Source organism: Lacticaseibacillus sp. YLM2-1 (assembly GCF_056583465.1).
The window spans coordinates 511,876-535,402 of the sequence record NZ_CM152617.1 but is presented as its reverse complement, the minus strand read 5'-3'; the positions used below and the strand labels follow the sequence as shown (position 1 = coordinate 535,402).

The window sequence follows — 23,527 nt, the reverse complement described above, 5'->3', positions numbered from 1 at the left end:
CCTTTTTGCTAATGGACTTGTGAAACTGCTAGGACGTGCTTTTCCTGCGTCTTCACGACCAGTGCTAAACCGATGCCGACAATCGTGATGACAATATTCAAAAGAATGATCATCCGTGGTGCCGCATCGCCAAAGGCCTTGGTCAACCCGGCAGCGGCGGATAACACCGCATAGTTGGCAATACTTGAAGCAATCATGACCAGCGAAGTCGCTGTGCCTTTATGACTGGGGAAGAAACTGATAGTTGTTGAGGTGGCAAGTTGCAACACACCGCCAGCCGCGGCATAACCAATCACAAAACTACCAATGTAAAGAATGACCGGCGTCTGCAAAAAGTAGCACAAGGCTAACATGACCACCGCAATCGTCGGATACAGGATCAAAACGGTGCTTTCTTTTAACCCGGCTTTGATCAGACGAGCCGTCAGCAACACCGCAATCCCAGCACCAACGGCGTATAACGATTGCAGCGTTGCTGGATTTTTAACCCCGTAAGCCGCCCCTAGTTCCTGGTTGCAATTCAACCAAACCATGAAGGTGGTCGAACTGGTGAAGCCAATTAAAATGGCCGCCACAGACCCAATTGAAAAATGCATTTTTTCAGGCGTGCCAGCTGCATTCAGCTGTGGTTTTTCCCGCTTAGGAAATGGGAAAACGATAATGGCAATGGCATCGGCAGCCAGCGCCACGCCGCAGATGATGAAGATCGTCCGAAATGACAGGCCAGCCGCCGCAACGCCGCCAATGAAGAACGGCAAGATAAACTGCGCGGTGACCACAGCGAATTTTGTCAGAAGATTGGCAATTGACGCCGATTCCGGAAACATTTCCATGAGACTCGGGGAAACACAGGTGTCCAAAAACGAGTTCGCCATCCCATTAAGAACACCGATGAGATAAGCCGCCCAGAAACTATTGACCGTGATGATGCCGATGAAGAAGATCACATACAACCCGATCCCAATCGTCCCAGAAACCTTCCGGCCAAAATGATCCGACACCGGCCCGGCAAACGGATAGGCAATCAAGCGACCTAACCCGAACGCCGCAATCACTGACACGACCATGCTGACGTCAACGGTGCCAGTGCTCAGTTGTTGCGCACCCCAATTCGAAGCAAACTGCGCCTTATACTGACTTAGAATGGAAGATGCAATCCCCAGCATCGCATAGGAAAAATACAGTGCCAGTGCACCCGGCAAAAAATGATTACGTTTGGTTTTCATCGTTCAAGTTGCCTCCGTTTTTAAACGTGTTCCCTACACCAGAGACCGGTCTGGTTCACGCTCTTCTTCAAATGCCTGATATGCCTTCACTGGCATGTCCTGACCAGTCCACAATTGATATCCGGCTGCTCCTTGCCAAAGTAGCATGCCTTTACCCGGGGCTGTTTTTGCGCCAACTTTTTCAGCATCTTCAATCAACTTTGTTTTCAAGGGATTGTATACCGTGTCAGCCACCACCAAATCTGCGCGTAGGAAACTCGGATCAACAAGAGAAACCCCATCGTCTGGTTTCATGCCGACAGTAGTTGCGTTGACAAGAATATCGGCGTCCGCAATCGCTGCTTTGAGCCTGTCAGTATTTTCCAACTGAACCACATCAACTTTGACAGCAGGCGCTGCCTCGGCCAACTTTTTGGCGGTCGATTCAGCACGTGAATAGAATTCATCCTGCCGATTAAAGATGGTAATCTGTTTTGCACCATCTAGCGCCGCTTGGACTTGAATGGCAGTCGCGGCGCCACCAGCACCTAATACCACCAAATGCTTGCCTTTGATATCAATCCCGTGTTCCTGCAAATTCCGAACAAATCCGATGCCATCCGTGATGTGACCGATCAATTTGCCATCATCATTCACAACGACATTCACCGCACCAATGATCTTGGCAGCTGGCGATAACTCGTCCATCAAAGTTGCTGCTACATTTTTACACGGCATCGTGACGTTGCCGCCGCGCATTTTGAAAAGGCGCATGGCATTCAGTGCTTCTGGCATCTGCTCCTTGGTCACGTCAAACGCCACATAAGCTGCATCAATTTTTTGTTTTTGAAAACTGAAGTTATACATTGCTGGCGAGCCAGAATGGCCAACCGGACTGCCCAGCAAACACAACAAACCAGTCGTTCCAGAAATCCACGTCTCCATGTTCAGTGCCTCCATTAAGTTCATATTTTCACGAGCATTTTGAAAAGAAGAACCTGACCCAAGGTGCGATCAAGTTGCTTCTATCAATATTGCAAATTACTTGGCAGCTTGGTGCGCTTTAATTGCGTATTCACGCCGACCACCCGGCTTCGGAATCATATCTTGCATCATGATGCCCAGCCCGCCATCAACTCGCAGTTCATCACCGTTTGTGTAATCGGAACGGTCACTGCTCAAGTAAAGGACAGCATTGGCGATGTCATCCAAGTTGCCAATCCGGCGACTGGCAACTAAGTGCTCACGGCCGTCCAACACGTTAGGATCCTTGTAAAAATCAGCAGACATCGGGGTCTTCACCAAACATGGCATGACACAGTTGCTGCGAATCCCAAACTGTCCCCATTCAGCGGCCATTTGCTTCGATAACATATTGACCGCAGCTTTGGTTGTGCTGTACGCCCCGCTGTATGTCTCTGGGAAATCAGCCGCAACCGTTGAAATATGCACCATCGTCCCATGATGTTGGGCAATCATTTGCCGACCAAATCGTTGTGACATCAAGAAATAACCAGTCAAATTAATATTCACAGCCGTCTTCCACTCATCCAAACGCAAATCCTCAAACGGTGAAAAACGCAAGATAGCGGCCGTGTTCACGAGAATGTCCACTTTGCCAAACTCAGCCACAACCGCTTGCACCGCAGCATCGACTTCATCTTCATCTGTCGTATCGGTTGCCACTGCTAATGTTTGAACGCCATATTGATCAGCTAACTTCTTAGCTGCTGTCTGAATCGCATCTTTCTTAATATCAACCAAGACAAGCTTCGCCCCATGCTCTGCAAATGCTTCGCAAAAATGAGTGCCCATACCGCCAACAGCACCAGTGACAACGACAACTTTGTCTTTCAAACCTAACCAATCAGCCATAAAAATTACGCTCCTTTTAGTGTGTCGCAACAGTTTCCTTCAAAATTTCCGGCCATGCCGCCTGCAAGGTTTTCACCGTGGTGTCGTAAGTATATTTGGCAACCCAGTCAATCCCTTTGGCCATGTAGTGATCAGAAATAACTTCAACGCCAATCACTTTTGGATCCACGCCAGCCTCTTTAATCATCTTGATAAACTTTTCAGTCCGATCTTCAAACCCAGTTCCCGGTGCTAAGCGATCGTGCATCGACTCGTCACGCAAAATGGACTTTGCATATGGCCGCTTGTAAGCATCATCAAGTTGAATTGAGATAACGCGCTTAGCTTGTTCCTTCGTCAGCAAGTCGAACGGCTGGTCTGCTCGAACCCAGTGCCACATGTCTAACAACATCATCACATTCGGAGCACCGGCGCCTTGGAGAATCGCCCAAGTCTTCTTCAAATCTGGCATGCCGCTATATGGCATCGGTTCGAGGGCAATGATGAGATTACCAGCCAAAGCTGCGCGATGTGCCAGTTCCTGCAACTTCTTGGCCGTGAAGTCTACTGGATAGCTTTCCATCAAACCGGTGTTGATATGTTCAACGCCAAACAAGTGACACATATGGAAACAGGTTTGCTCCTTATATTTTTGCTCGTATGTCCGCGGTTCTTCACACCATTGCACGATGTATTCAACCTCGGTGCACTTGATATGATACTGATCAAGAATGTCGAGAATTCCTTGATCTGTTAAGCCTTCATTTAGCGCATCGACGTAGGTTTCGGCGCGTAAGCCGATGCCATCGTACCCAGCTTTTGCGGCTGCTTTAACGCGATCTTCGAATTTGCATTGGTCGCCTAATGTCCATGAACTAACAGTAATTGGATGAGTAAGTGTCATGATAGTGCCTCCCAAAATGATTTGTGATTAATTTTTCAATCTTGTTTACAAATTGAATTGTATACGGTTGCACAAGCGACTTCTAATTCATTATAATGAGGGTGTTTATAGCTGGAGGCTATCGTTCCGGTTAAGCCTTCATAGGAGGACCAAAATGAACCTTTTTCATCTGCGATATTTCGTTACGTTAGCCAAATCACAGAACTATACCCGTGCTGCCCGCCAGTTAAACATCACCCAGCCCAGCCTGAGCAATGCCATTCATGGTCTTGAAGCCGAACTGGGCCTTGCCTTGTTTGTGCGACAAGGACGCAACGTCGTTTTAACTTCGGAAGGCCGCGAGTTCAGTCGCATTGTGGATCACTCGCTAACCATCCTCGATAGCGGCATTGAACAGTTGCAACACCAAAACAACGAGCAAACGGTGATTAAACTGGCCGCCTTACGTACCCTCAGCACACGCTGGGTCCCTGGCATGGTACGCGAATTCTTACAAAACAGCCAACAAGATGTCCGTTTTGAATTCACGAACGAAAACGGGCTATCACCACAAATTATTCAAGGTTTACGCGCTAAACATTATGATATTTGCTTTTGCTCAAAAGTTGACGAGCAAGAAGATATTGCCTATTTTCCAATTGCTTCTCAGGCACTCGTCGTGATCACTCCGACTGATCATCCCTTGGCTACTCGCAACCAGATTGAACTTAGTGAAACCTTGGCTTTCGATCAAGTCACCTTCTCCAAAAGAAGCGGCCTCGCGCCCATCATCCGCCAGCTTTTTGCCGAATGCGGCGGCCAACCACACAGTGTGTACGCCATTAAAGAGGATGAAGCCGTCGCGGGTCTCGTTGCAAACGGCTTCGGCATCGCCGTTGTCCCCAATATGCCACTTCTTAAAACGCTACCCGTTAAAATCATTCCGCTTAGTTTTCCAACTTGGCAGCGTATTTTTTATATGGCAACTTTAAAAGATCACTACCAATCCCCAGCCGCCAAAGACTTCATTGACTTTGTTCATACCCATCATGCGGACATTCGCCAGTAAAGTGTGCCTGACGCATCAGGTCAATAGTCTGGCGCTATTAATCGTTAAAGGCTGCGGTGCACTAATCAAGTTCGCGCCATTTTAGCGGAAAGCCAAAACTAACAAGATCAGACCATGCTAAATGCCTGTCGCTGTTCTAAAATGGAAGTGTTCAAGACATTTTCAAGGAGGTCATTGCATGCGTACACAAACAAAAACATCTGTCATGAAGCTTGCCGCGGTTGGCGCCGTTGCCGGTTTAGTATCAGGACTTGTCAAATTAGGCTGGGAAAATATTTTGCCGCCGCGGACACCTGAACGTGACGCAACCAATCCGCCGCAAACATTCCTGCAGCAACACGGTCTCACCGCAGCACAAACCCATGCAACTTATACTTATTCAGACCATCAGATTCCCTGGGTCAGCCTCCTCATACACTTCGGCTTCTCATCAAGCCTCGGTGCGCTTTATGCTGTTGCCGGCCATTACGTACCGCTTTTTAAACTCGGCTATGGCAGTATGTGGGGCCTCGGCGTTTGGGCAGGTGCCCATTTGTGGGCAATGCCGGCACTAAAGATTGTGCCCGCCGCTAAAGATCAACCGGTTGAGGAACACTTATCCGAAGCAGTCGGTCACATGGTTTGGAACACGGTCAATCAGATCGTCATCAGTGACATGTTACGCGAAAAAAGCGGCAATTAAGTGATGAATTCAGCTTCAATATAAAAGCGTTAACTAAAAAGTCTGTCCTGACAACCGAATCTTCGGCATGCCAACACAGACTTTTTTTACTATGATCAATTTTTATCTACTAAAGTAACCGAGCTTCATCCCATCGCGCAATGAACGGCAAAACAAGTCCCAATGCCAGGAAAATAACTGGCGTAATGATGTTTAAGCCCATCTGGAACCACCAAGTCCCTGGATCGTTGAGATAATTGATTTTCGGCAACATTCCCAACAAGCAGGCCAATGCGGTAAAAAGAAAACACCAACCGCCAATAATCATGCCCACATGTTTGTTTTTAACAAACATGTACTCTGCTTGGAATTTTTCCAAATGCTTATTAAGCAAATAATAGGCAAGGAAAACCCACAAGTAGCGTAACGGCATCACGACTGAGTTCAGATTTAACAACCACTTATACAGCTCGTTCATATTGCCGATACCAAGCGCTGGCACAATGATCAGCAAGCTGACTAGAATCCCTGTCAGCCAGTAACCATTGATCGGCGTGCCTTTTTTATTCAGATGACTCAGCTTCCTTGGAATAAAATGCGGATCAGCATCACTCAGCAGCATTTTCAGCGGCGCGTCAATCGAAAAAGCTAAGGCTGAAATGGAAGCGAGCGCGTTGGCGATGGCATAGAGAATGACGAAAATATTGCCAACATGATAATAGCTGCCCAGCATTGCGAAGGCGGTATACGGTCCATTGGCCATCAAATCGGTGGGAATCTGGTTGCTGTTAAACAACATGCCCATGCCAAATGACCCGAGCAAGGCACAAAAGGCAACCATCCCGGCAAGCACTAGCATCCCCGTTGGAAATTCCTTGGCCGCATGTTTCGTGTTATTGACGTACGGAGAAATTTTTTCCGCGCCGCCAACCGCAAAAATCAGCATCGAAATAGTGGTGAAGTAATTCAGATCAAACTTTGGCAAGTACGTGTGAATGTCGCCCATATCCGGTGTGGCCACATGCACGCCTTTGACCATGAGCGGTGCAGTGACAGCCAAAATGATAAACAAAATCGACATCAAGAACATCGCCGTACCTGCCATGCTGCCAATTCGATTCAAAGTGGTTAACCCACGTGATGACAGCCATAAAAATAGCAAGAAGAGTGCTAAACAAATTAAGGATACGGTCATTGAAGAGACGGTATTCACGAAATTGCCGTTGCCTTTAAACAACCAGCTCAACGCAATCAGAATGGCTTGCGGCTTTTGAGCTAAGTATGGAATATGAACAACCCAATAGGTCCAAGCAGCATAATAGGCCAACCTGACCGTACCGGTTTCTTTGATCCACGAGCTAACCCCACCGGCTTGATCCTTAAAGGTGGAGCCGAGTTGACCAACAATCAAAGCATATGGCACAAAGTAAATCGCCATGATCAAAATCCAGCTTGTTACGACGGAAAGGCCTTGCTGAGCGTAGTTGTTGAACACATTGCCTAAGCCCCAGACCGAGACGAATGCAATTAAAGCCACGTTATACCAGCGCAGTTGTTTCTTTGTATCTGCCACTAAAAATCCCTCCAAACAGCCGCCTGTCCATCAATCAACAGCGACTCATTTTTCAGTGTACCGGTTTAACCCGTTTTCTTTCCCGTGAAATTGTATAGATGAGGATTAGATTTTTCTTAAATTAACGTTGTGAATTAACCATTATAAGCTATGAAAAATGTGAAATGAGCGTTGGGCTTTATCTTCGTGGCCAACAATCGCAGGAAAATCAATTGGCTAAAGACGCCATGCCGTGCCAAACTCCGCAATCTCCGGTCAGATGGGGCTGGCGACGCGTAGCTAGAGCGGTGACGGCGCTTCGAGCCCAAAAACATCAGCGACGAAACCGTCACTGTGTTGTTTGCACGGCTGAGCCCCCTCTGGCCTATGGTTGCTCCGCCTTGGCACTGATGTCTTCATATCTCATTAAGTTATTCATGAAACAGAAAAGGCAAACAACTGATGGTATTTTTCGCAATACTGCACAAGACGGATAGTTATTCGGCCTTATTTGATGACTGTAAATGCTGTTTCCAACGTATCGCATAGAAAAACCGCCACCTATTTTCAAAGTGACGGTTTTTAGATATTGAATTAAAAATTTTTACTTAACAGCTTCTGCCACAGCAGCTTGCACAGCCTGTTGCTCAGCATGAATCAGGCTGACGCGACTGGCAATCACACTGGTGTCCATAGTGATCTCCCGCGTCAGACCCGGTGTTTGCAGCTTTGGTTCAAAGAAGGCCTTGAACTCCGTCAATCGTTCCGGTGTGCGGAAAACGCCGGCGATCACAGTGATGTAGGTCGTGAATTCCATATCCCCGCCAACGGTTTTTTCAAGCCACTGCCACTCATTACGGAGCCAATCCCAAGCAGCTTGCTCGCCAGCATGGTTATTCAGAACCCCGCGGAACCATGAACGCAGATCCTGTGGCTTAATCGTGTCGGCATCCTCAAACTTATCAACCAATTTGGCAATTTGCGTTGGATCAGTTGTACTGGTCAACGCAGCTAGAATATCAGCTTTATAACTGGAATCTGTCGTTTGCGTGTAGGCTTTCAGCAGCTGATCAAATAAGTCTGCATTGCCAAAATGCTTCACTTCATTTTCCAAAACGAACATCCGGATGTCAGCTGGCAAAGCAACCAATTGTGCTTGATTAGCTGTAAACAACTCATGTCCTTGCGCAATCGCGTCTGGATTCTTAGCATATAACGCCATGCTCAGGATGTATGGACGGGTCAACTGATCATCAATGCTTTCATCAGCTTTCGGCGTCCATCCAAGGCGATCAAGCTGACCAGCACTGAGCTTGTCAAAGAATGCCTGTAACTGCTTTTCAGCGTCTGAATCAGGGGCTACAAACTTCTTCAAGTCGCCAACTACGCGGAACAAAGCATCCATGACAATCGCGCTGTGGCTCGCAGCAAACCGCGGCAGCAATGGCACAATATTGCCGTATGAATTCTTACGACCCTCAGCTAGCAGCCGCAGGTCTTGGATAATCTGCCGCTGGTCAATCGCATTCAGCTGATCCACACTGGCTAGAATATCGGTCATCAATTGTTCATCGTACTGAACAATGAAATGCGAGTTGTTGCCAACATTGACGCGGAATGGTTTGCCATTTTCCTTGCGTAATTGCGCATAGTCGCCAAGCGTAACCTTTTTCTCGGCAAAGATTTGGGGTGCCACAGCATAGTTGCTATTCAGCGGGATCTGCCACTGGCGGCCGACATCTTTGCCAGCACCAATGAAGAATTGCTGTTGCGACAAGGTCAGCTTGCCGTCCACCACAGCTGCAGTGACAACTGGATAGCCCGGTTGCTCCAACCATGACTGCATAATTTTGCCAACGTCCAGATGCGACGCCTTACCTAATGCCGTCCATAAATCAGCACCGGCTGCGTTGCCAAACTTGTGAGCTTCAAAGTAAGCTTTTAAGCCAGCCCGAAGCGCATCGTCGCCAATCAGTGCTCGCACCATGACAAGCATCCGCGCACCTTTTGCATAAACAATGGCGCTGTCAAACAAGGAATCGATTTCGGCGGGATCTTCCACCTGCACGTGAACCGATTGCACGCCATCTGTTGCATCACGTTGCAAGGCCATTGGTGCTTCAAGGGTTTGGAAAGCTTCCCAAATATGCCAATCAGGCTGCAAGGCATCCACTGCGACATATTCCATCATGTTGGCGAAACTTTCATTCAACCACAAATCATCCCACCACTTCATGGTTACCAAATCGCCAAACCATTGATGGGCTAATTCGTGCGCAATCACCGTTGCCACGCGTTGCTTGGTTTCGAGGGAGGTATTGTCCGGATCAATCGTCAGCAACGCTTCACGATAGGTGACCAATCCCCAGTTTTCCATCGCGCCAGCCGAAAAGTCCGGTAGTGCCAACTGCCAAGAATGCGGCAATGGGTATGGGGTTTGATAGAAGTCTTCATAGAATTCAATCGACCGCTTGGCAATGTCCAAAGCAAAGTCTAACTCGTTTGGTTTGTGGGCCTTGGTAGCAAAAACGCCAATCTTCACACCGCTCTTAGTCGTGGTTTGTTTATTTTGCAGATCGCCAAAAGCAAACGCGATCAGATAAGTCGACATCCGCACGGTGGTGTCAAAGTAATGCACACCATTTTCTTCGCGAATTTCCGGCATATTGCTGATGATCGTCTCACCCGGCTGTTCGTCGAATTTGATAGCCAAATCAAATGTCGCCTTGGCCTCAGGTTCATCAACGCTTGGAAAAGCCTGACGGGCAGCGGTTGTCTCAAATTGTGTCCCAATAATCTGCTTTTTGACTCCATCAACTTCGTAATAAGACGGATAGATCCCCATCATGGTATCCGTCAATGGTGCCGTGTAGTCAATCGTCAGCGTCACCTTTCCGGATTGGGGCAAATTGATGCGAATCGCTTCTGCAGGATCATCAATCGTAAACGGCACATCCTGACCATCGGCCTGAAGGGCACTCACCTTCAGATACTTTTGATGAAGGGCGATCGCGGTTTGCTTCGCCTCACCAGTAATCGTTGTTTTCCCGGTAATTGTTTTGTTTGCCCGGTTAATAGCCAAGTAAAGCTCATAATGTGCCGGTTGAAATGCCTGATAAAAATGCGTTGCTTCAGTCATAATTTCCTCCTCGAATTGTAAGATTACGCTCATTATACGCCAAGCCAGATGGTTACGGGGTTGCCAAGTATCGAAAAGCTCACGGTGTTGGTTGAAATCGACAGACTTATTTCTTTTCGCCAAAAATCGGCTCAGCGACTTAAAAAAATTACATGCGTGAAAATACGGTTATTGAACTTGCGTGTCAGGCCGTTTCTCAACTGATCGTGTCCGCAGATATTAACGATAATTCAATTTTTAAATGCTGCTAAATAACCTTTAAGATCCTCAGTTATTTAGAAATTCAATTGTCGATTAAAAGTCAATTAATATAATGCGAATTGTTTGTTTTAACAACTAGCTAACATACTAAAACCAATTTATTTTATTTTTCTAATGGTTGACATTAGTTTTATCTCAGGATAAATTACAGACATGAGAGAAAATGAGCAAGACACTCGCTTCTCTAGAGCTGCTACAACTCACTTTTCAAGATTTTGTTTTAATGACTACCGGAGGAAATAACGTGTATAAACTGAATCCCTTTTCACAGGAAAAACGTCGCTATAAGATGTATAAGGCGGGACGGCATTGGGTTTATAGTGCCATTGCTGTTTTAGGCGGAGCTGGTATTCTGATGTTTCAGCCAACGCAAACCGTTTTTGCTGACGAAGCATCACCGACTGCCAGCGCGACGACGCTTGCCAAACCGCATACCGAACTCAAAGACAAACAGCCCGTTACCGCATCACCGACTCCCACTGATAACCCCCAGCCCAGCGTTGACAAGCCAGCGGTCCTCGCAATTGAAACTCAGCCAACATCAGCGGCCAATCAAGTCGAAGCGCCTTCAGCAAAACCGGCTGACCATTCGAAGGCAGCGTCTGACAGCCATGCCGCATCGATCGTATCAGCAACACCAACCCCTACGCCAAAAACTGCACCTGTTGCAACCGATAAAGTTAAAGTTACTGTGTCTGTTGAAACACCAGCGTCACCAGTCATGGCGCCAACCGTTGCTCCGCGATCTGCGGTCCAAACAAAGCCAACACCTGCGCCAGCCAAACCACCGATTAATCAGGCCGTTTTAACCAAAGGGAATGTGCAACCGCTTTGGGATGAAAATATTAAAGGACAAGGCATGGTTGCCGCCGTCATTGATAGCGCCGTTGAACCGCATGATATGTTGCGACTAAGCGACAACACGACGGCCAAGATTTCAAAAGAAACCATTGCCGACTTTGCTGCTAGTCACGGCTATGGTACCTATCTCAATGACAAGCTGCCTTTTTTCTATGACTACACCACCAATAGCAATACTAATCTGCATTTAGATAATCATATTCAAGGTGAACAAGTAGCCGGCATTATCGCCGGGAATGGACAAGAAAGACCAGATGGCCGCTATATCCTCGGGGTCGCGCCGGAAGCACAGATCCTAAGCATGAAGGTTTTGGGCCAAGCAAGATCACTGACCACAAATAACGTTGCCCGTGCGGTGTATGACGCGGTCGCGCTAGGTGCAGATGTGATTTATCTATCGCTGGTCAAGACTGTCGATGTTGAAGATCCCACTGCTGAAGATCAAGCGGCGATTCAATTTGCTACCGATCATGGCGTCCTTGTCATCAAAACTACAAGTAACAACGGTAATGCCATGGCGATTCACGGCACCTCCGTCCCCGGCGGCACCACGGCTGGTTATATCACGACAAATGATAGCACGCTTTCGCTGACAGGTGGCGGCCTTAGTGCCCTCACAGTTGCTTCGGAAAATTCAGCGCTGGGTACTAAATCCGCCATGGCGTATAACTCGTCTTGGGGACCCACTACTGACTATAAACTGAAACCAGATCTCACGACACCTGGTGAAAAATCCGTCTCGATTGGCAAAAACAACACGCTAGCGACCAAAAGTGGCACCGCGGCTGCCAGTGCTTATGCAGCAGGTGCTGGCTTACTCGTTATGCAGCATCTCAAGCAAACAACTAAGCTAACTGGTGTTGAACTCGTCAAAGCTGTCAAATTAGCGCTCATGAATGCTGCTACCCCTATGATGGATCATGATTATCCGGGCAACTTTGTCTCACCACGACGTCAAGGGGCTGGTCAAATTGATGTCGCCAAAGCCAGCGGTTTAACGGTGACGGCAGAAGGTACTGATCAAACCGGTTCCGTTTCCTTGCAACAATTCGAGGCAGCACCAACGTTTACTATCACGTTGACCAACCACGGCACAACCGATCAAACTTATACGGTTGTGCCCGGCCATCCCCTCACGCAAACCTTTGACACCGCCCACACTAATGGCATTTATGCTGTTGCCTTGCCAGGTGCGACGCTAACAACTGCAACGCCAACTTTCACTTTGAAAGCAGGCGCGTCACAAACCGTGGCCTTCACGTTGACCCTAGATCAAACTGTCCGGCTGCATCAAGTCATTGAAGGCTTCATCTCCTTCAAAGCTACGGACGACAGTCAATCCATTTCCATGCCTTACATGGGTTTTTATGGCTCAACCAATGCAGAAGTCGTCTTTGATAATGCTGCTAATGAAGGTCGAAGTACTTTTACAGGCAGCTATTTGCTTGATGAAAATAATTACCCACTGGGCATTGCCGATCCGCTCACCTTAAGCGACATTGTTAACAGCGGTAGTTATCACGTTAATTGGGAAACCGTTGCCGCCTCTGCAAAAGACAATAAAGTGGCATTTTCTCCCAATAACGATGGGGTTTCAGATGCCGTCATCCCGCGCATTTTTGTTAAACAAAATCTTCAACAGGTCGCAGCCCAAATTCTAGACACAGACGGTCATCTTGTCCGGGTCATTGATCTTGAAAATGACACCGCTAAGTCACATTACGTGCAAGATACTAACTATAATACGGATTTGACCTTGTCTGATAGTATGCGGCGCCATCCTGATGGTTTCAAATGGGACGGTAAAGTTTATGATCGAGCAACAGGCAAGCTGGTGACTGCCGAAGATGGCCGCTATGTTTACCAGTTTGTTGGCACCACCTATACTGCTGGGATAAGAAATCGGCAAGGTATTAATCTCCCGGTTGCGATTGATACCGTCAAACCGACGATCACGGACTTCACTTATGACAATGGCGACATCACCTTCAATTACGAAGATCAAGATGTCGGCTTCACCCAATATAGCGCCGCAGTATTGGCCATCGGATTGCGAACCTATGAAGTCCCTCTTGGCAATGATGGAACTAAAAACACCGGTACCGTGACCTATCAGCTAAGCGACGATCAACTTGACGCGCTGGAAGCAGGCGATGGCAAACTGACGCTGACTATCACCGATTTGGCCGGCAACAGCAGCCGTCAGACGATTCAAGCAGTTGCCGGCGAGTATCTGCCAGAAGTGGACACCACGCCGACGCCACAAGTTCGCTGGTCGATTCCGATTGCTCATGGTAACGGACTCAGAATGGATGGCAATTATGAAATCAGAACCAAAGATGACAAGTACACGGTTCAAGTGATGGTGCCTAAAGATGGTGATTATCTTGTCGTTTTAAAGGATAGTGTCACCGGCAATGTCTATGTTGAAAGAAGCGACCAAACCACCGGCATCGCTACTTTCGATGTTGAAAACCCCAACTTCTATGCCAACCTAGACGTTTATGCGCTTTATGAGCCACAATTCGGAACCTTCATCAAATCACCGGCTATTCCTTCGCTGTTGGTTTTCCACGATCCTGACGCTGGCGCTTATAGCAATGACAACACCAAAACTGAAAGCTTTGATGACGAAGCAACGGCCAAAAACGCTGCAACGCGATTAAGCAGTGCCGAACCATTGCCGGGGCGGAAATTCTCGGACAACTTGCTAAGCGCCATGCCAACAAGCGGTTTGATGTTTACCGATCTGAACGACAACAGCTTGACTTTAGTAGGTGTCGACAAAGCCAGTCATTGCTATGATGCCGAGCATCAACTGCTTCACATCAGAGGAAAAATTAAAGATCCTTCGCATACCGACTTGCAGATTTTTGCCACGCCGAATCTGAGTGACCCGCAAAATCGGGCAATTCTCGCAGCAGATGGTTCGTTTGACGTCATGGTTCCTTTCAAATCAACTGAAGAAAAGAACGTCGGTTATGCCTTAACGACCATTAACGCAACTGGTCAGAAAGTGACCACTGACGGCTTCCTTCAAATCATTTTAGATACAACACCACCAACATTGACCGTGAGTGACACAGATGGCATGACCGCTGACGCAAACGGGGTCTACACCGCCGAAACCAGTGCCGATATTTTTACCCTTGAAGGCACCATTGACGATAACGTTGATGGCTATCGGCTTTACAGTAACGGCAGCAATGTCCTCACCCAGCATGCTCGTGCTGGTTTCAACATCCATCAACCGGCGGCAACAGCTGAGGCAGGCGCAAACAGAACGAACCCATATGACCCGGTGCCGTTTAAGCGCGGATATATTTTGCCCGTTGGTACGAGCATTGTCAGGTTGGAAGCCGTCGATCAAGTCGGCAACCGCACCGTCAAAGTATTCAAGATCAAGAAAGTTGCTGTTAAGGAGGAACCAGATCCAACTGAATCTGTCGAGGAAAATCAAACTGTGACAGACAGCCCTGAAAGTTCAAGTATGGAACCGACTAATGACGGTGACAGCGAAACTGATGCCGGTGCTGAAATGGCTTCTGATGATATGCGGGATCCTCAAAGTGAAGATCGTGAAATCAAAGATGCTGCAGAGGATGCTTCTGTAGAACCTGTCATTGACGACGATTCAGTTGAAAAGACTAAGGACGACTTGGGCTCGGATGGCGGCAACAACAGTGAAGAAACCACTTCTTCAGAAGCAGTCCTTAGCGAAGCCAAAGAAGCTGACGAAAATAGTTTCCCAGACGGAGATAAAGATGCTGAAACTGACAGCTCTTCAGAGGCAATCCTCAGTGAAGCCAAGGAGCCCAAGGATGAGGCGACTTCAGAGGGTGACCAAGATACTTCTTTTGAAACAGTTCTTAGCGAAGCCAAAACGTCTAATGACAACTTGACGTCAAACGATGGCAAAGATGCTACAGGCGATATTTCTTCGGAGGAAACTCCTAACGAAGCCAAAGATCTTAAAGATGCAGCGGTCGCCAATGATGATGCAGCAACTGAGGACGGCAATGATGTCAACCCAGTTGTTGACGATATCGAAGATTCTCAAGGTGATGTCTCTTTTGATGACGATACCGCCCCTAAAGATGATCCGTCTGTGGCAGTGGCTGATACCGAGATCAAAAATACTCCCGTGGCAATGGTCGTTAACGATGACAAAGCACCTCAAGATAGTAGCAATATCAACGAAGAAAAAGCTACTAAACCTGAGACTTCTTCACAAGCAGCCGTTCATGAAGATCATGATTCACCAGTTGACACAGACTCAAGCGACAAAGCCAACGTCAGTGATACCGCTCTGACGGCAACCGCAGACGAGAAGATCGACATTGAAGCTGCCTTCGCTTCCGCTTTAGCAGAAGATGGGAAGAAAAAGATGCCTAGTAAAGAAGGCACTAAACCGATAATTACAGAACTGACCACTGAATCAAAAGATAAGAGAGCATCTAAAGACAACAAAAAGACTGAAAAGGAGGTCAGTGCGCAACCTGGTGTCAAAACTGAGCAAGTGGATTCCTTGGAAGCACTCGCTAACGACAACAAGAACGCTCCAAAGATCCCAGTACCAAACCCGGCCACCGACAACGACCAAACCGCCAAAATCAACGCGTTCAAAACCCCTGCCATCAGTTCCAGAAAGGCCGTTAAAACCGGTACCAGCTCCAAGCTACCGCAAATGGCAGATTCGCATCGTAATGGCATGCAAATTCTGGGGGTCATCATCAGCAGCCTGATGACAATGTTGGGAGTAATTGTCACTGATAAAAAGAAACGCGAGAAAAACAATGTCAATCCTTAAACAAGGTAAAGCTATCCACAAAAAACTATTGTGCTCGGCATTCCTTTAACAACCTCTAAGGGAAAATGCTATTTGCTGGCAACAGTACTTAGCATTTTTTCATAGCTACGAACATGGTATTTAACCCGATTTTTGACTGAAAGACGATTCGTATTCTGTGTGATTAGCAGCATTCAAAGGGATAGTCACTTCAGCAATAAGACACGCGTCTGTTCGTTGATACACGCATATGGAATGCATCTATATCATGAAAATAATTTAGTCTGATTCGCTTATTTTATGTATTTAAACAACTTTCTAAATTTGTTTGCTTCACGAAACCACCATTTATATATTTTTATAATTGTTTATTTATTTAGCGTCTACAGTAATAACTAAATAAAACGTTAAACTGGGTTAATTTTGTCCACCTTATGATTGACATTAGTTTTATAACGGGTTAAATTACAAACAAGGATTCACTGGATCACTTAATGACACACGTACCGCTGATAGCACAGGTTACTCTTGATTTCATTAAATACCATTGGAGGAAATAAAAATGAACAGATTCAAGCCGTTTTCACAGGAAAAACGCCGCTACAAAATGTATAAGTCGGGCCGACATTGGGTCTACAGTGCCATCGTGGCTTTTAGCGCGGCAGGTTTTCTGATGATGCAACCTGCTCAAGGTGTTTCTGCTGATGCCACTACCCCACCACCGACAACGCAAACAGAATCAAAACAGGCAGCACCGACCGCTACAGCTGCTGACTCATCTGCCAGCAAGCCAGCATCCACGACCACTGGACAAGAAACGCTTTCAGCCGACGCCCCAGCAACAGCAACTGTAAGTGCAACGCCGACAGCCACAGCAAAGCCTGCTACACCAGCACCAGTAGTCTCACAGGCTAAAGCAGAAGCATCGGCTAAGGCAAAACAACCTACTCAACCGTCAGCGGTCACGACCTCTTCCCCGAAAACAACCGACACCAAAACTGCTCAAAAAACAGTTAGCCAGCCCGTAAAAAAGGCACCCGCAGCACCTGCAAAACCAGCTCCAATTGCTAAACCGGCCCCAACATCCAATCCAGAAAACAAAGCCAGTCTAACTAAAGGCAATGTTCAACCGCTCTGGGATCAAAATATTAAGGGACAAGGCATGGTGGCAGCCGTCATTGATCAAGGTGTTGAGCCGCATCAAGACTTCCGACTCAGCGATGGCAAAACGGCTGCACTTTCAGAGGACCAAATCAAAGCATTCACTGCAAGTCATGGCTATGGCGAATATGTCAATGAAAAGATCCCATTCTTTTACGATTACACCAATAACGTCAACGAAAATCTAAAATTTGACACGAGTAATCACGGTCAACATCTCGCTGGTATCATCGCTGCCAATGGTCAACCTAGCGATTCAAAGAAATACGTGACTGGAATTGCACCGGAAGCCCAACTTCTCAGTATGAAAATACTAGGGAAATCCAGTGCTGATTCACTCAATAATGCCGCGCGGGCCATCTATGATGCAGTGGACTTAGGTGCGAATGCCATTAATATTTCATTTGGAATGGGCGTTGATATTGATGATCCTACCGCTGAAGGACAGGCAGCCATTAAATTTGCAACCGATCATGGTGTTTTTGTGACAGTAGCTACCGGCAATAATGGTCACGCCGGTGGTATTTACGACAAGTCCGCTTCAAATGGGATCACAACCAGTTATCAGCCTGCCAATGCTTCAACTTTGACGACACCTAGCGCAACGCCATCAGCTATGGCGGTTGCTGCCGGAGACGATGTGCTTGATGCTAAGGCCGCCATGATATCTGCTTCTTCATGGGGACCAACGGCATCTTACAAATTAAAGCCCGACATCACAGCACCTGGTGAAAAAGTTGCTTCGACCTTACTGAATGATGGACTTGCAAAAGTGAGCGGTACTTCGCAAGCAAATGCGTATGTTACCGGCGCCAGCCTACTGGTGATGCAAAATCTGAAACGCAGTACAAACTTAACCGGTGCGCAACTCGTGAAGGCAGTGAAACTTGCCTTGATGAATGCCGCTAACCCAATATTCGATCTCAATTACCCTGGACAAATCATTTCTCCTCGACGTCAAGGTGCAGGCCAAATCGATGTTGCGAAAGCTGCAAATTTGACGGTCAGTGCAGAAGGCACCGATGATGCCGGTTCTGTTTCATTACAACAATTCACCGGTAGCAAATCATTCGTCATTACGTTGGAAAATCGCGGTACCGATCAGCAAACGTACACGCTTGATCTTGGCCAACCTGCTACCGAAGTGATTGACACCGCCAACAACAAAACGGTTCATGATCGCGTATTGCCTGGTGCCACCCTCACAACTGCTACGCCAACTTTCACACTCAACGCGGGTGAATCCAAAAGAATCACCTTTACCCTTTCACTTGATGACACGGTTAAATTAAATCAAGTGGTAGAAGGTTTTATCAAATTCAAAGCAGCCGATGACCGTCAATCCGTTTCGGTTCCTTACATGGGTTATTATGGTTCCACCAACGATGAGGCCGTCTTCGACAAACCTGCAAACGAAGAAGGCAGTATTTTTAAAGGTGGCTACCTTGTTGATAACGATCACAATCCATTAGGCATTACCGATCCAACATCGCTGAGTGAACTAGTGAATAACCCGACGAATGGTTTCACTTGGCAAACGATTGGGGCCAAAATTCAGAACAACAAAGTCGCTTTTTCACCAAACGGCGATGGTATTTCTGACACTATCACGCCCTATGTCTTCACCAAGCAAAATCTTAAGCAAGTGATTGCACAGATTTTAGATCAAGATGACAAAGTGATGCGGGTCATTGATCAAGAAACTGACACCACCAAGTCTTTCCTTGAGACCGGCAGCACTACCAACACTGATCTTGCCAAATCAATCTCGATGTTTCTAAATCCTGGTAAGCTCAAGTGGGATGGTCAGGTCTATGATCAAACCATCGGCAAAATGGCACCTGCAAAAGATGGCATCTACACCTATCGTCTGATCGGCACGACCTATACACCAGGCGAAAATAGCGTACAAACCATGAACTTACCAGTAGCTGTCGATACGATTAAACCAACCTTATCTAATTTGGCTTACTCAGACGGCAAGTTAACGGCTGACTATAGCGACCAAGGCGTCGGTTTCACCATGTATAGTCAAGCCAAACTCACCATCGGTTCCGCGACCTATGGGATCCCTTTGAATCATGACAATCAATCAACCTCAGGAACGGTAAATTATCAGCTAAACGATGAACAGCTTGTCCTTCTGAAAAAAGGAGATGGCAAGCTCATGCTGACCATCACAGATCTCGCAGGTAATAGTGGCGAAGCAACCATTCAGGCAGTCAATGGTGAAAATAAGGATGTTGATGCGCCGCTCATTTTGCCGCAAGTACGCTGGTCGCTTCCAATCGGCACCGACAACATCATCCGACCAGATGGGCTCTACCAAGCGGCAACCAAAGACAGCATCTATACGGTTCAGGCGATGGTGCCCGCGGGACAAGATTTTATTGTCACCGCGACTGACAGTAGAAGCGGACGAGCGTATTTAGGAAGTCTTGATAAAACGACCGGCATTGTCACTTTCAAGGTTGATGCAACTGGGCAACCTTATGTCCGCCTTAGTATCAAGGCATTAGCTCGAGATGGGTTTGGTAATTTCATTCAATCACCTAGTATTGCTGAGTTCGCCATCTTCAATTACAAAGGATACCCTGCGTACTCTAACGAAAAGACTAAAACCGAACCATTTGATGACGAAGCCACCGTGATGAGTCGTACCAAGATGATTTCTGGTGCCGACTATTCAGCGCCAATCACCACCACAAAGGGAAAGTTCATCAACGGCATTGCATTCCTTGACCTGAACAACAACAAACGAACATTGGTAGGCATTGACAGCGCCAGCACTTTCTATGACGCCAAGCTTAAGACCCTTACGCTCCGTGGCAAGGTAGCTGATCCGAAAAACAGTAAGTTACGCATTTTTGTCACCCCAAGACAAAATGACCCCCAAAATGAAGTGACCTTTGCAGCGGATGGTTCTTTCAGTATGACCATGCCATGCAACCCAACTGAGGAACGGAACATTGGCTATATCCTCACAACTCTCGATAAAGACGGTAAAGAGAAGACCAATGGCGGCTTCCTGTTGCTTTATCTAGACACAACCTTACCAACCCTGGAGCTTTCAGATGCTGATTCAATGAAGATTGACGATGATGGGACCTACCTTGTCACCACGGATTCTGACACTTTTTCAATTAAGGGTAGCGTGACTGACAATATCGGCGGCTATCGTTTGTACAGCAACGGCAACAACATCTTCACACAGCAAAATCTGGCGGGTTTCAATGCACATCAATCTTCAACCGTGCCGAATCCACTCACAAACGGCTACAACCCGTATGGCGCAGCATCGTTTGACGAAGCCTACCAGTTAAACGATGGCCTCAATATCATTACCCTACAGGCAGTAGATCAAGTTGGCAACACGGTAACGAAGACATTCAACGTCACTAAGACGCCAAAACTTCTCAAGGAAGAATCTTTGGATGAACTAGAAATCATTTCTGAACAAGAAGATCAAAAATCTAAGCGTGATACAGATGAAGTACCGGTCACAACACCAGCCACTGAAGAAACGCTAGTGACGCCAAGCCCCGAGTCAACGATGCTCAATCCTGAAGACAACAAGGTTGAAACAAGTGACCTCGAGATAGCCCCATCAAAGGAGGCTCAAAGTGACGGAAACAGCGCCACGGAAACAAACACAACAGCATCAGTCACAACAGGCGTTGATGAAAATCCAGTTGATAGCAGTGCTAATGCAGCCACACCGATGCCGAATCATGTTAAGAACGCTAATACTGACGCCGAAGCCACTGAAGTAACAAACACCAAAGACAACACACAAGGAACCACCGCCCCAACCAGCACTGATCCGGCGACGGACAAAGAAAGCACCACTAAGTCAGAAATTGATCCAACAGCGACCTCATCAAATGACAGTAAAGTAGTTGAGGCCGTAACAAAAGAAGCCGCAGTCAATGATGACAAAGGCAATCAAGCTGATGACGGCGAACCAACTGTCACTAGCCTAGCAACGAGCAAAGATAGTGCTGTTCAACCAGAAGTCGATCCGGCTTCAGGATTGCAAAGTGACGACAAAGCTGTTGCAACAGCCGTGGAAGCCGATGAAATGGTAGAGAAGGAAGGTCATAAATCCGACAACGCCAAGCCAGCTATCACTGACCCGACGACTGACAAAGATAAAGCTGTTCAATCAGAGGTCAATCCAACCGCAAGCTCGCAAGGTGCCACCAAGGCTGTTGAAGCAGCCGCGAAAGACACCAAAGTCGAAGATGATAAAGGCAATAAAACAGCTTCCGTTGAAACGGGCGTCGCTACCCCGGCTATGGGCAACAATAGTGGCGTTAAGTCCGAGGCAGATCCAACAGCCACCGCACCTAGCGATAACCCGGCACCAGCTATTGAGACGACCGCGGAAAACTCCAATATCGAAAATGATAAAGGTAATGAAACCAATACGGTTGAAACAGTTGTTACTGACCCAGCGACTAACAAGGAGGGTACCGTTAAATCAGAGATTGAACCAGTGGCAACCACGCCAAGCAACACCACAGTCACAGCCACTGAGATGACAAAGGAAAATACGCCTGCTGAAGATGAAAAAGACAATCACGTCAATGCTGTCACGGACCCGAAAACGACCAAAGATAGTGCCGATAAGTCAGAGATTGAACCAGTCGCAACCGCGGCTACGGACAAAGATCGTACCGTTAAGCCGGAACCTACCGAAGCAGCACCCACGCCAAGTGAAGACAGCATCAGTAAAACAACCGCGGAAGACGATAAGGTTAAAGACGATCGAGAGGTTGCAGCTAGTACCGTTGCCGCAGACTCGAAGGCAGACAAAAATAATCCCGTTGAATCGGACATTGACGCAACGCCAACCGCACCAAACACTGGCAAATCCACTGAAACAGTCACGGAAAACGCCGCAGTCGAGAACGGAAAAGATCAGAAGTCCACTGACACCCCGTCGCCTGTCATTGACCCAGCAGTTGACAAAGATCCTGCCGTTAAGTCCGAAGTCAATCCAACGACAACCGCACCAAATGATGACAATGCGCTGGAAGTTACAACAGAAAGCAGCAAAATTGAAAACGTCAAGAGCCATCCATCCGATGTCGTTGAAACGTCTGGCAGTGACTCGCAGACTAGCAAAGATCCTGTTGCTGAGTCAAAAACCAATCCAACAGCAACCTCGTCAAGTGACGACACAACCAGTGAAACAGAAACACTCGCAACAGGAGGTGAGCAAAACAGCCAAGTCGACACCCCGAAAAAAGCCATGACAACAACACCTAATGACAAGAATGTTTTGCTTGCGACCATCGCACCAGACAAAACAAAAGGCGATGCAGCAGAAGCCCGCACTGTAACGACAACAGATGAGCAAAGCAAACCGACTAAAACTGAGGTAGGGAGTTCAAACGTTGCAAGCAATCACCCAAGCACCACGGATTCGTCAACCGAAACAACATCGCAATCTGACGAACCCACTACCTCAATTGAAACAACTGAACCAGCAACAACTGCACCTTCAACCGAAGACAAGCCCGTCCGGAAGACCGCTGATCAAAAAGTAACCGACCAAAAGGCGGACAAAGATGACCAGGCTAACCCGACTGCCATCAAGAAAAACCTGAAATCCAAAGTGACTGAAAACGAGGAAAACATCAGCCAAACGGATCAAAAAGATCCTAAAACAAAAACTGCTAAAGGAGAGCAAATCACCTCGCCTTTGGATCAAAAAAGGTCGGCTCTCAAACAAAAAGAGTCAAAAGAAATAGCACCTGAAAAATCAGTCCATGCAACTAAACCAGCTGCAAAAACCCTGCCGCCAATGGGGATGCAGAACAGTCATTGGTTGCAAGCTCTAGGCATCGCCCTCCTTGGTATGGTCTTTGCGCTAAGCATCGGCCTGACGAGCAAAAAGAAACACGAAAAGAACTAATCGCAACCAATCATCATGTTCGCAGAATCATGACAAATCACTGAATCAAAAAGCATTAACAAAGAGGTTCATGCCAGCAGCAACCGGCATGAACCTCTTTGCCTGTTTATCACCCAAGTACCAACTGCTGCCTTATCGTCTAGCGACCACCATCAGTCTCGATCATGAA

The 23,527-nt window shown here is 47.2% G+C and carries 10 protein-coding genes; 4 read left to right on the top strand and 6 right to left on the bottom strand.

The window, feature by feature from the left end; genetic code table 11:
* Positions 1 to 8: 8 nt before the first annotated feature.
* The 4 genes from AC07KQ_RS02495 to AC07KQ_RS02480 form a co-directional block, all read right to left on the bottom strand.
* Positions 9 to 1,226: an MFS transporter gene (locus tag AC07KQ_RS02495; RefSeq protein WP_274991105.1), complete on the bottom strand. Its 1,218-nt coding sequence runs from the start codon at positions 1,224 to 1,226 to the stop codon at positions 9 to 11.
* Positions 1,227 to 1,259: 33 nt separating this feature from the next.
* Positions 1,260 to 2,150, bottom strand: coding sequence for a shikimate dehydrogenase (gene aroE, locus AC07KQ_RS02490; RefSeq protein WP_012491042.1), 891 nt, complete (start codon positions 2,148 to 2,150; stop codon positions 1,260 to 1,262).
* Positions 2,151 to 2,246: 96 nt separating this feature from the next.
* Positions 2,247 to 3,080 carry an SDR family NAD(P)-dependent oxidoreductase gene (locus AC07KQ_RS02485; RefSeq protein ID WP_003563502.1) on the bottom strand — a complete coding sequence of 278 codons (834 nt, stop codon included), beginning with the start codon at positions 3,078 to 3,080 and terminating at the stop codon, positions 2,247 to 2,249.
* 16 nt (positions 3,081 to 3,096) lie between these two features.
* The gene (locus tag AC07KQ_RS02480; RefSeq protein WP_003577882.1) at positions 3,097 to 3,963 is read right to left on the bottom strand and encodes a sugar phosphate isomerase/epimerase family protein; all 867 of its coding nucleotides are present in this window, start codon (positions 3,961 to 3,963) and stop codon (positions 3,097 to 3,099) included.
* A 154-nt stretch (positions 3,964 to 4,117) separates the two neighbouring features.
* Between AC07KQ_RS02480 and AC07KQ_RS02475 the strand changes: the two genes are divergently transcribed.
* Together AC07KQ_RS02475 and AC07KQ_RS02470 are read left to right on the top strand one after the other, a co-directional pair.
* Complete coding sequence (locus AC07KQ_RS02475) at positions 4,118 to 5,011, top strand: LysR family transcriptional regulator (protein ID WP_480156588.1); 894 nt, start codon at positions 4,118 to 4,120, stop codon at positions 5,009 to 5,011.
* A 178-nt stretch (positions 5,012 to 5,189) separates the two neighbouring features.
* Positions 5,190 to 5,693: a DUF1440 domain-containing protein gene (locus AC07KQ_RS02470; protein WP_003563498.1), complete on the top strand. Its 504-nt coding sequence runs from the start codon at positions 5,190 to 5,192 to the stop codon at positions 5,691 to 5,693.
* 109 nt (positions 5,694 to 5,802) lie between these two features.
* On the opposite strand, the gene AC07KQ_RS02465 is transcribed toward AC07KQ_RS02470, so the two are convergent.
* The gene (locus AC07KQ_RS02465; protein WP_274991104.1) at positions 5,803 to 7,245 is read right to left on the bottom strand and encodes an amino acid permease; all 1,443 of its coding nucleotides are present in this window, start codon (positions 7,243 to 7,245) and stop codon (positions 5,803 to 5,805) included.
* A gap of 583 nt (positions 7,246 to 7,828) precedes the next feature.
* A complete protein-coding gene (locus AC07KQ_RS02460; protein ID WP_013245454.1) occupies positions 7,829 to 10,363 on the bottom strand; it encodes a M1 family metallopeptidase in 2,535 nt (844 codons plus the stop codon).
* Positions 10,364 to 10,868: 505 nt separating this feature from the next.
* Between AC07KQ_RS02460 and AC07KQ_RS02455 the strand changes: the two genes are divergently transcribed.
* Together AC07KQ_RS02455 and AC07KQ_RS02450 are read left to right on the top strand one after the other, a co-directional pair.
* A complete protein-coding gene (locus tag AC07KQ_RS02455; protein ID WP_289420539.1) occupies positions 10,869 to 16,295 on the top strand; it encodes an Fn3-like domain-containing protein in 5,427 nt (1,808 codons plus the stop codon).
* A gap of 541 nt (positions 16,296 to 16,836) precedes the next feature.
* Positions 16,837 to 23,358 (top strand): S8 family serine peptidase, encoded by a 6,522-nt coding sequence (locus tag AC07KQ_RS02450; protein WP_020751434.1) that lies wholly within the window; start codon positions 16,837 to 16,839, stop codon positions 23,356 to 23,358.
* The last annotated feature ends 169 nt before the right edge of the window (positions 23,359 to 23,527 follow it).